This is a genomic window from Pseudoalteromonas sp. S408, assembly GCF_005886645.1.
GTDB lineage: Bacteria > Pseudomonadota > Gammaproteobacteria > Enterobacterales > Alteromonadaceae > Pseudoalteromonas.
Genome location: NZ_PNDY01000004.1, coordinates 360,032 through 370,906, shown reverse-complemented (window position 1 = coordinate 370,906; position 10,875 = coordinate 360,032). Strand labels below are relative to the sequence as shown.

General features: G+C 41.6%; 8 protein-coding genes. 4 read left to right on the top strand and 4 right to left on the bottom strand.

The window, feature by feature from the left end; genetic code table 11:
* Positions 1-29: 29 nt before the first annotated feature.
* Positions 30-1,097 (bottom strand): LPS export ABC transporter permease LptG, encoded by a 1,068-nt coding sequence (gene lptG, locus CWB62_RS05635; protein ID WP_138529791.1) that lies wholly within the window; start codon positions 1,095-1,097, stop codon positions 30-32.
* The gene (gene lptF, locus CWB62_RS05630; protein WP_058405109.1) at positions 1,094-2,206 is read right to left on the bottom strand and encodes an LPS export ABC transporter permease LptF; all 1,113 of its coding nucleotides are present in this window, start codon (positions 2,204-2,206) and stop codon (positions 1,094-1,096) included. Before lptF ends, lptG begins: the two co-directional genes overlap by 4 nt.
* A gap of 309 nt (positions 2,207-2,515) precedes the next feature.
* On the opposite strand from lptF, the gene pepA reads away from it, so the two are divergent.
* The 3 genes from pepA (at position 2,516) to CWB62_RS05615 (ending at position 7,532) form a co-directional block, all read left to right on the top strand.
* Positions 2,516-4,027, top strand: coding sequence for a leucyl aminopeptidase (pepA, locus tag CWB62_RS05625; protein WP_058405110.1), 1,512 nt, complete (start codon positions 2,516-2,518; stop codon positions 4,025-4,027).
* 149 nt (positions 4,028-4,176) lie between these two features.
* Complete coding sequence (locus CWB62_RS05620) at positions 4,177-4,623, top strand: DNA polymerase III subunit chi (RefSeq protein ID WP_058405111.1); 447 nt, start codon at positions 4,177-4,179, stop codon at positions 4,621-4,623.
* A gap of 53 nt (positions 4,624-4,676) precedes the next feature.
* A complete protein-coding gene (locus CWB62_RS05615; RefSeq protein ID WP_138529793.1) occupies positions 4,677-7,532 on the top strand; it encodes a valine--tRNA ligase in 2,856 nt (951 codons plus the stop codon).
* Positions 7,533-7,643: 111 nt separating this feature from the next.
* Here CWB62_RS05615 and CWB62_RS05610 read toward each other — a convergent pair whose 3' ends face one another.
* Complete coding sequence (locus tag CWB62_RS05610; RefSeq protein ID WP_138529795.1) at positions 7,644-8,921, bottom strand: outer membrane protein transport protein; 1,278 nt, start codon at positions 8,919-8,921, stop codon at positions 7,644-7,646.
* Between the two features lie 284 nt (positions 8,922-9,205).
* Between CWB62_RS05610 and CWB62_RS05605 the strand changes: the two genes are divergently transcribed.
* Positions 9,206-9,529, top strand: coding sequence for a hypothetical protein (locus CWB62_RS05605; RefSeq protein ID WP_082653626.1), 324 nt, complete (start codon positions 9,206-9,208; stop codon positions 9,527-9,529).
* On the opposite strand, the gene CWB62_RS05600 is transcribed toward CWB62_RS05605, so the two are convergent.
* The gene (locus tag CWB62_RS05600; protein ID WP_138529797.1) at positions 9,489-10,757 is read right to left on the bottom strand and encodes a cyclic di-GMP phosphodiesterase; all 1,269 of its coding nucleotides are present in this window, start codon (positions 10,755-10,757) and stop codon (positions 9,489-9,491) included. The genes CWB62_RS05605 and CWB62_RS05600 overlap by 41 nt on opposite strands.
* Positions 10,758-10,875 lie beyond the last annotated feature (118 nt).

Below are 10,875 nucleotides of genomic sequence, written 5' to 3'. Positions count from 1 at the left end.
TCACCCTTTTTGTTTTTAAATATGAGCGCTTATACCCGTTTATTCATCAAGTAAGTCGCAAAGCCTATAAAAATAACACTAGGCAGCACGGCGCCGATTATGGCAGGTATTTGGTAAACCATTACCACAGGACCAAATATCTCGTTTGTTAAATGAAATACAATGCCTGTAACCACTCCCATGATTATACGTGCGCCCATAGTTACTGTACGTAATGGGCCAAATATAAACGAAAGCGCAACCAGTAACATAACCGCAACCGACACAGGTTGCATAAACTTACGCCAAAGAGCGAGATCGTAAGTACTGGTATCTTGCTCGTTTTGCTCTAAATAACTTAAGTACGACCATAACCCTGTGAACGATAGCGACTCGGGCTTTACAGATACAACCCCTAACTTTTCGGCGGTTAGTTGCGATGGGTAAAACTCTTCTGAATGTAGCTCAGTAGTAATTAACTCATCCGTAATAATGACTTTGTTTACATCACGTAAAAGCCACCCATCTTTTCGGCTAATTGCTTCTTTAGCTTTAGTAATTTGAGTCAGTTCAAGCGAATTATCAAAATAGTACATGTGCAAACCGTTAAGCCTACCGCTTTCGTCCACATCTTCTATATTTATAAAGTTATTTCCATCTTTTGCCCAAACCCCTTTCTGCGCGCTAAACACATCACCGCCATGTATCGCTTGGTTTCGCATTTCTTTTGCACGTAACTGTGCCTCTGGCGCGCCCCACTCGCCAAGCACCATCATACAAATGGCCATAAACATGGCGGTTTTCATCACCGAACCAATAATTTGCAACCGCGACATACCCGCAGCTTGCATAACCACTAATTCACTATTTGAAGCAAGCGCACCAAGCCCTGTTAAGCCACCAATCAATGCAGCCATAGGAAAAAACACCACTAAATCACCAGGAATACTGTATAACGTATACAGCATGGCTGTGATCAAATCGTAACTACCACGCCCTACCGATTTTAACTGCTCAATAAATTTAATTAAGGTGCTGATCCCAACTAAAACCAACAAGGCAAAGCCTGTCGTTTGTAAAATGCTGCGCCCTAAATACCAATCGAGTGTTTTCATCATGAGCTTAGCTCCCGCTTAGTAACAACAGCTTTAAGCAAAGCACCAATTGGTCGACCTTTAATAATTAATAAGCCACCAATAAATAACGCGCTCAAGTGAATCCACCAAAGCCCAATTGACGGCGGTATTTTGCCATCTTCTATCGCAAATTTAGCGGCATTTAATAAAATAAAATACCCAAGATACAAACTGATAGCAGGTACTAATTTAGCAAATTTACCCTGACGAGGATTAACCACACTTAGCGGCACTGCTAGCAAAGTAAGAAGTGGTATAGAAAGGGGTATAGCGATACGCCACTGCCATTGAGCAATAGACTCAGGGGTGTTAATGGCGAGTAACTGATTAGTTGGCACGGCTTCTAATTTACGGCGTTGATGTTCTATTTCTTGTTCGCGAATTTGCACACTGTAGCCATCAAACTCGGTCAGGTTTAATGCAGCCGTTGTGCCGTCGGTTTCGTATCGTTTTCCATCGGTTAACACTAACTGTTGCTCACCGTTTTGCGCTTCAATTACCACGCCTTGCTCTGCGTATACTAGTCGAGCTAACTCATCGTTATCACTATTTGGCAGCTGTGCAACAAACACTTTGTTTAACTCTTTTCCACCATTCTCAATGTTATGGATAAACACTACGGCTTTTTCGTTACCTGTTTCTTGGAAACGACCAGCCCTTAGTGCTGATAGCCCTGCGTCAGCTTTAGCTTGCTCTTTTAATTGATATTCTTGTTCACTGGCCCATGGCGCTAGGTACATAGTTAATGCGCCAGCCAAAAGCGCCAAACCTGCGCTTGATATTAAAGTTACACGCACTACATACCATTCGCTCACACCACATGCTTTTAATACCGTCATTTCGCTATCGGCATAAATACGGCTATAGGCTAAAATAATGCCTAGAAATATACTCAATGGAAGAATCAGCGAGGCAAGCTGTGGTAACTTTAACGCAATCATCGACAGCACTAACTGGGCAGGAATGCTCCCCTCTGATGCGTCACCTAAAATAACCACCAGCTTTTGTGATAAAAAAATGGTCATTAAAGTTAAAAATACGGCGACCTGCGATTTTAAAACCTCAGCGGTCAAATAACGAAAAATAAGCAATGCTCGCCCCTGTTAAACTTAGTATTTCACCACAATAGTGAGTGTCGAATAGTTAAATAGCTATTTTGAACAGTTTATACCGACAAATAGGGTATTATTATAAGCCATCAAAATTAATTATCCTACCTAAGTGCAAGATATAATGTTGCATTAGTAGCCCTTAAGCATATAAAGTTCAATTACACAGTAAGAGTCGGTAAAAATCAGCTAAAATGAGTATTATCTCTACATAAGCTGAGCAGCTAATACTAGAAAATATTATTTTTGGTCTTATTTAATAGCTTAAATGACTCACAACCAGGAGCAACAATGGAATTTAGCGTAAAAAGTGGTAGCCCAGAAAAGCAACGCAGCGCATGTATAGTCGTTGGCGTTTACGAGCCACGCAGGTTATCCCCCATTGGTGAACAACTCGACAAAATCAGTGATGGTTATATTTCAAATCTACTTCGCCGTGGTGACCTAGAAGGGAAACCTGGACAAGTTTTATTATTGCATCATGTCCCTAACGTATTAAGCGAGCGTATTTTACTTGTAGGCTGTGGTAAAGAGCGCGAGCTTGATGACAAGCAATATAAACAAATTATCTCTAAAACAATAAATACCTTAAACGATACAGGCTCTATGGAAGCAGTATGCTTTTTAACAGAGCAGCACGTTAAAGGCCGAGATACTTACTGGAAAGTACGTCAGGCCGTTGAAACAACGCAAGATTGCCTATACACGTTTAATCAGCTTAAAAGTAAAAAAGTAGACCCGCGTCGTCCACTTCGTAAAATTGTATTTAACGTACCCACACGCCGCGAACTCACTATTGGCGAAAGCGCTATTGAGCATGGCTTAGCAATTGCAGCTGGCAGTAAACTATGTAAAGACGTAGCAAACATGCCACCCAATATTTGTAACCCCGCTTACTTAGGTGAACAAGCTCAAGAGCTGGCTACCAATTTTGATAACATCACCGTTGACATTATTGGCGAAGAAAAAATGGCTGAGCTTGGTATGAACTCATACTTAGCGGTTGGCCGTGGTAGTGATAACGAATCTGTGATGTCGGTTATTAACTACAAAGGTGCAAGCGATGATCAAGCGCCAATAGTACTTGTTGGCAAAGGTTTAACGTTTGACTCAGGCGGTATTTCATTAAAACCTGGCGAAGGCATGGATGAAATGAAATACGACATGGGGGGTGCCGCGGGTGTTATTGGCGCAATGCGCGCACTGGCACAAATGCAGTTGCCTATAAACGTAATAGGTATTTTAGCGGGTTGTGAAAACATGCCAAGCTCAAATGCTTATCGCCCTGGTGATATTTTAACAACGATGTCGGGGCAAACGGTTGAAGTACTTAACACCGATGCTGAAGGACGTTTAGTATTATGCGATGCGTTAACTTACGTTGAGCGTTTTGACCCAGATACAGTCATTGACGTAGCAACACTAACAGGTGCATGTATTGTTGCATTAGGTGCTCATGCAACGGGTTTGCTTGCAAACCATAACCCCCTTGCCCACGACTTATTAAAAGCGTCTGAGCAAAGTGGCGACCGTGCATGGCAACTACCGCTATGGGACGACTATCAAGATCAACTAGAAAGCCCATTTGCCGACTTTACCAACTTAGGTGGCCGTGCGGCTGGCACAATTACTGCGGCGTGTTTTTTATCTAAGTTTACCAAAAAATATAATTGGGCACATTTAGATGTAGCAGGTACTGCATGGCGAAGTGGTGCAAATAAAGGCGCTACTGGCCGCCCTGTCCCTATGCTAACTCAGTATTTATTAAACAGAGCGGGTGTAAGCGAAGCAGCGCAAGATTAATTACCTATTTAGCTAAAAATAAGGCGCCATACGGCGCCTTATTTATTTGTGTATTAATTGAAGCAAACCCCGTTATATGGCAAAATCTGCCTCTTAATTTATGTGTATTAACCTAGTACACATTCAATGTCATGGGAAAGCCCGATACAATGAACATGAACGCTAAATTTTTCGTTCTAAAGCAACAGGATGAGTCTAAAGCTCAGGCTGATGATCATTTTGCTTTGGCTGCACAAGTTGCAGCCGATCAGTATCGAAATGGGCAACGTGTTTTTATTTGTGTAAACGACAACGAAACCGCCTGCGCCATTGATGAAATAATTTGGGCATTCGACCCAGACAGTTTTGTACCACACAATTTACAAGGTGAAGGCCCCAAAGGCGGAGCCCCTGTAGAAATTGGTATTACGCCACCTGTTGGCAACCGTAAAGTTTTAATAAACTTGGCCACCCAGTTACCGGATTATATTCGTCGATTTAACCAAGTTTTTGATTTTGTCCCCGTAGAACCAGCTGCTAAACAAGCAGCCCGCGAGCGCTTTAAAAAGCTACGCCAACTCGGTGCCAATCTCACCACGCAAGATATAAATAGCTAGCCACTCTGGCAAACTAACCAACTAATTTAAGTACTTATTTAAGGTTCTGTGTAATGGATAAAACCTACAATCCGCAAGATATTGAACAGTCTCTATATCAAGACTGGGAAGAAAAAGGCTACTTTAAGCCATCTGGCCAAGGCGTACCGTATTCAATTATGATCCCGCCGCCAAATGTTACTGGTAGCTTACACATGGGCCACGCCTTCCAAGATACAATAATGGATACCCTAACGCGTTTTAAACGTATGCAAGGTAACAACACATTATGGCAAGTAGGTACTGACCACGCAGGTATTGCAACGCAAATGTTGGTTGAGCGTAAACTGCATGCTGAAGAAGGTAAAACACGCCACGATTTAGGCCGCGAAGATTTTATTAATAAAATCTGGGAATGGAAAAACGAATCTGGTGGCACAATTACCAAGCAGCTTCGTCGTCTTGGCGCATCGGTTGATTGGGACCGTGAACGTTTTACGATGGACGATGGCCTATCTGAAGCAGTTAAAGAAGTATTTGTTCGTCTTCATAAAGAAAACCTAATTTACCGCGGTAAACGCTTAGTAAACTGGGATCCTAAATTACACACTGCTATTTCAGACCTTGAAGTTGAAAACAAAGACAAACAAGGCCACATGTGGAACTTACGTTACCCATTAGCCGATGGCGTTAAAACACAAGACGGTAAAGACTACATTGTAGTGGCTACTACGCGCCCAGAAACCATGCTAGGTGACTCTGGTGTTGCAGTAAACCCAGATGACGAGCGCTACACAGATTTAATTGGTAAAGACATTTTATTACCTATCGTTAATCGTCGTATTAAAATTGTTGCTGATGAACATGCCGATAAAGATAAAGGCACGGGTTGTGTAAAAATAACCCCAGCGCACGATTTTAACGACAATGAAGTAGGTAAGCGTCATCAAATGCCGATGATAAACATTTTCGATAAAGACGCCGCAATTTTAACGCAAGGTGAAACATACACCTTTGACGGTAAAGAGCTTGAACTTGATGCGCCAATTCCTGAGCGCTTTCATGGCCTTGACCGTTTTGCTGCACGTAAAGCAATTGTGGCTGAATTTGAAGAACTTGGCCTACTTGAAAAAATTGAAGACCATGGCCTAACCGTTCCTTACGGCGACCGCTCTGGTGTAGTAATTGAACCACTACTTACCGACCAATGGTATGTACGTGTTGCCCCACTTGCTGAACCTGCAAAAGACGCAGTTAAAAACGGCGACATCCAATTTGTACCTAAGCAATACGAAAACATGTACTTTTCGTGGATGAACGACGTACAAGATTGGTGTATTTCACGCCAGCTTTGGTGGGGTCACCGTATTCCAGCTTGGTACGATAACGAAGGCAACGTATTTGTTGGTCGCGACGAAGCAGAAGTACGCCGCGAGAACAACATTGCAGAAGATGTTGCGCTTAGCCAAGACGAAGATGTACTTGATACGTGGTTCTCATCAGCACTGTGGACGTTCTCAACCCAAGGTTGGCCAGAAAATACCGATGATTTAAAAACCTTCCACCCATCTGACGTATTGGTAACTGGTTTTGATATCATTTTCTTCTGGGTTGCACGTATGATCATGATGACGCTGCACTTTATAAAAGATGAAAACGGCAAGCCACAAGTGCCATTTAAAACCGTGTATGTAACGGGCTTAATACGTGACGATAACGGCGATAAAATGTCTAAGTCAAAAGGTAACGTGCTTGACCCACTAGACATGATTGACGGCATTGAGCTTGAAGACTTAGTACAAAAGCGTACTGGCAACATGATGCAGCCTAAACTTGCTGCAAAAATCGAAAAAGATACCCGCAAAGTATTCGCAAATGGTATTGAAGCACACGGTACTGACGCACTGCGCTTTACCCTTGCGGCAATGGCATCTACCGGTCGTGATATTAACTGGGACATGAACCGCCTTGAAGGCTACCGTAACTTCTGTAACAAATTATGGAACGCAAGCCGTTACGTATTAATGAACACAGAAGAGCAAGACTGTGGTTTTGCAAGCGATGCTGAAAAAGAGTACTCACTTGCTGATCGTTGGATTTTAGGCCAATACGAAGCAACCGTTAAAACCTACACAGAGCACCTTGATAACTACCGCTTTGACCTAGCTGCTAACACGCTTTACGAATTCACGTGGAATCAATTTTGTGATTGGTACTTAGAGCTAACTAAACCCGTATTATTTAAAGGCAGTGAAGCACAACAGCGCGGTACACGCCATACGCTAATTACCGTGCTTGAAAGCTTACTGCGTTTAATGCACCCAATGATGCCATACATCACAGAAACAATTTGGCAACGTGTAGCACCACTTGCAGGCCTTGAAACAGCAGGCACTAGCATTATGGTACAAGGCTTCCCTGTTTATAATGAAGCAAGTGTTGATGCACAAGCGATGGACGATTTAGAGTGGGTTAAGCAATTCATTTTAGCGATTCGTAATATTCGTGGTGAAATGGATATTAGCCCAAGTAAACCGCTTAGCGTGTTACTTGCCAACGCATCAAGCGATGATGTACGCCGCATTGAGCAGAACAAATCATTCTTAGCATCATTGGCTAAACTTGAAGAGTTTACAATGCTTGAAAACAAAGACGGGGCACCTGCGTGTGCAACCTCTTATGTTGGCAACCTTGAAATTATGATCCCCATGGCGGGCTTAATTGATGTTGAAGCCGAGCTTGCACGTATTAATAAGCAACTTGAAAAAGCTGAAAAAGGCTTAGCACAAGTGCAAAACAAACTAGCGAACGAAAAGTTTGTAAACAACGCACCAGAGGCTGTACTTGCTAAAGAAAACGCTAAATTAGCTGAATTCACCGATGCTAAAACTAAGCTACTTGAGCAAAAAACTAAAATAGAAAGCTTATAAACTTTCATAAAATGCCTATTAACATCATTTAATGGGCATTAAAAAAGCCGCTCACTTTAATAAGTGAGCGGCTTTTGTGTGCCCTGTGATTAACCACAAGGCACTCCTACATTAAAACGTGTAGTTGTACTGCGCGCCAATAAGCGTAGCATGACCTTTAGACTCAAAAGACCACTGCGAGCCTAAGTTGTCTTTTTCAGTGTAGTTTTGTGTTTTACCACGAATAATACTTACGCCTAGATCAACGTTTGAGTTTTTATCAATCGTATAGTTACCACCAAAAGAGAACCAAAAACGGTCTGTATCAGGAATAGAGATTGATAAATGCTGTTGTGATACAGGTGACTCGTCAAACGCAATACCTGCACGCAACAATAGGTTTTCGTTGTACTGGTAGTCAGTACCTACTGAGTAACGAAGCGCGTCAGAGAAGTCTTCTGTTTTTTCAAATGCGCTAAACTTATCACCCGTAGGCGCAGTTACTTGCGCTTCTAATGAATCAAAGCTGCTCCAACCAGTCCACAAAACACTGTAGTGTAGGCCTAGTTTTTCATCTAACTGGTGCGAACCAGAAAACTCAGCAATAGCAGGTAGCGTGATTTCAACCGAACCAGGAAGTTCAAGTTGTCCGTCTAATCCACCAGGAATAAATGCAGAAGGTAGCTCGTTTGAGTATTCACCTTCAAACGTGATATCAGTTTCTGTGCGGTAGTTAAAACCAAAACGGCTGTTTTCGTCTAATTGGTACATTACACCAACATTTAAGCCGTAACCAATATCGTCACCTTCAAGGTTTACTGCATCTGTTGAGGCAGGGATTGGTAACGCAGATGCACCAAACTTACGAATAATTTTAGCTTCTGCATAAATTGCATTTAAGCCAATACCAAAGCTGAACTGCTCGCTTACTTTGTAGGCAACGCTTGCATTCATATTAACGGTAACAATTTCTGTCTCACCGGCAATTTGACCTGCCGCGTAATCGTCATCAAATTTTGTCGCTAGACCAAAGTTAGCAAATGCACCAAAACCAACTGATACTCTGTCGTTTACTGGCATAGTGAAATACGTTGCTGGAATAACAGCGCTAGGAGCAATGCTGTCGTCATCTAATGCGTTCACGTCAATGCCATTGTTTGTGCCGGTGCCTTCAAGGCTCACATCTGGAACAACGGCAATAGCAGCAACACTTAGTTGCTTATCTTTAAATACAGTCATTAAAGCAGGATTACGTGCAACAACAGACGCGTCGTCTGCAATAGATGCTTCACCAGCATAGGCACGGCCTAAACCTGATGCGTTTTGCTCAGCTAGTTGAAACGCAGCTGCAAAAGAGTCAGCTGAAACAAATGCAAGCGAGGCTGCGATAAGCGTTTTAGAAAATTTCATTGTTGTGTCCTTAACCAAACTCACTGTTTGGGTAGCTATGTGTGTTGTTACTTATGTTCAAAACCCGGCTACACTACATTAATTTTTATAAAAAAACTTCATGATCACACCAAAAACACCTAAAAAACACGTTTTTTAACTACATTTTAACAACTATTTAAAACTCATCGGACAAGAAATATGTTATTAGAGCAATTACTCTAAATGTAATTAATTATCATTTAGATTGACATCAAATACACTGCATTTTAAACTCTTTTTAAAATAACCAAAGGTTTAAAACTGTGCTGATTGTTCTAATTATGGTGGGTCTTCTTTTTTGCGGAGCCAGTGTATTTTTCTTTTATAAGGCAAATTACTGCGCATGCACACAGGCCGGGCAATGCGATAACCCTGTTAATCGTTACTGGTTGGGGGCTATGTTAAGTGCTGCTGTATCGCTCATATTTTGCTGCTTAGCCCTTCACGTAGAGCTTGGCACTTTGTTGTGGTTGGTACTAATGGGAAGTTGTTTTTTAGGCGCGTTTATATCGGCTCAGGCAAACCAAAAACGCCAATGCACTAAAACTAAACGAGCAGATGATCTTTTAGTAAACGAGATAAATTAATTTGATAATCCATCGGCTTTACACTCGCTAAAATTTTAAGCTCTTGATTGTCAGTACTCAAATCTATATCTTTAGGCGTTACGTGATGATTATGCTTTGCATTGTAAAATAATTTAACTTTTGGCTTTATAGGGTTTTGGGTGTTTCCCTCTAACACGATAGCCAAACGCTCGTTAGTTAATTTCACAATACTTCCCACAGGGTGGACTCCTAAACACTTTATAAAGCGCTGCACTAATTCAGCATCAAATAGCGTGTCGTTAGCCAACAAATGACGTAATGCATTAATAGGTTCATCGCCTTCTTTGTATAGCTTATCAGCCGTCATCGCATCATATACATCAACAATAGCCATGATACGCGCAGCACGACTCAGCTTTTTTTCGTCAACACCTCTGGGGTAACCAGAGCCATCTAATCGTTCATGGTGATTTACTATCATGTCCAACATGACTGGCGTTACACCCTCCTCCTCTTTTGCTAATATCAGCCCTTGCGATACATGCTTTTTTACCGCACTCATCTCAAAATCAGTTAATTTAGAAGGCTTTGAAAGTATACCTTGCGGTATTTTAGCTTGGCCTAAATCATGGAGTAATGCGCCCATTGCCAATTGCTGGACAACCCCTTGCTTGTACCCTAAGTATTTAGCAAACACCGCGGTAAAAATGGCGCAGTTAATCATGTGTCGCCAGTTATAATTATGCTTGTCTTTTACGCGAGTAAGTATGGTCATAGCGTTAGTATTACGAAAAACAGAGCTAACTATCTCATTAGCTATTTCATCAAGTACTTTTACATTGACGGCCATGCCTGCAGTTATATCACCATATAACGATTTTAATTTTTTGCTGTGCCGCTCGTAACCTTCGCTTGCTGAAGCAAACTCTTGCTCAAGGGTTATACTTGCAGGAGTATTTACAGGTTTTGATTTAACCTTGGCAGACTTTGTATTTGTTTGGTCATTTAGCTTTGTAGGCGCTGAGTTTTTATTTTTTGCAGGCGACTTGGGAGTTGGCTTGTACTTAGCAGGAATGGCTGCATCGCCTTTAGTAAAATCAATTAATAGCTCAAGCACACCTTCTGTTGCTAAACGTTTTATTATTGATTTTTCACGAACCAAACCACTGGTTTTTATTTTTATTCCATTAACACCTTCATGCTGCTTAGTTACGCTATCGACATACATGCCGGGAACAAGTTCAGTGATAGGTAAAGTAATAAGCATAGAGGTTTTTAAAATAGGTAATTAAACACCATAGATAGCATTTTACACCTCTAAAAGTCTAACATTTGTTTCATTTACGTTAATAAATGACTATAAAGGATTGCTTATAACCCACTTA

What these genes read in the sequence shown, in the direction of transcription:
- lptG (WP_138529791.1), bottom strand. Translation starts at nt 1,097, where the DNA reads ATGATGAAAACACTCGATTGGTATTTAGGGCGCAGCATTTTACAAACG.
- pepA (WP_058405110.1), top strand. Translation starts at nt 2,516, where the DNA reads ATGGAATTTAGCGTAAAAAGTGGTAGCCCAGAAAAGCAACGCAGCGCA.
- CWB62_RS05620 (WP_058405111.1), top strand. Translation starts at nt 4,177, where the DNA reads ATGAACATGAACGCTAAATTTTTCGTTCTAAAGCAACAGGATGAGTCT.
- CWB62_RS05615 (WP_138529793.1), top strand. Translation starts at nt 4,677, where the DNA reads ATGGATAAAACCTACAATCCGCAAGATATTGAACAGTCTCTATATCAA.
- CWB62_RS05610 (WP_138529795.1), bottom strand. Translation starts at nt 8,921, where the DNA reads ATGAAATTTTCTAAAACGCTTATCGCAGCCTCGCTTGCATTTGTTTCA.
- CWB62_RS05600 (WP_138529797.1), bottom strand. Translation starts at nt 10,757, where the DNA reads ATGCTTATTACTTTACCTATCACTGAACTTGTTCCCGGCATGTATGTC.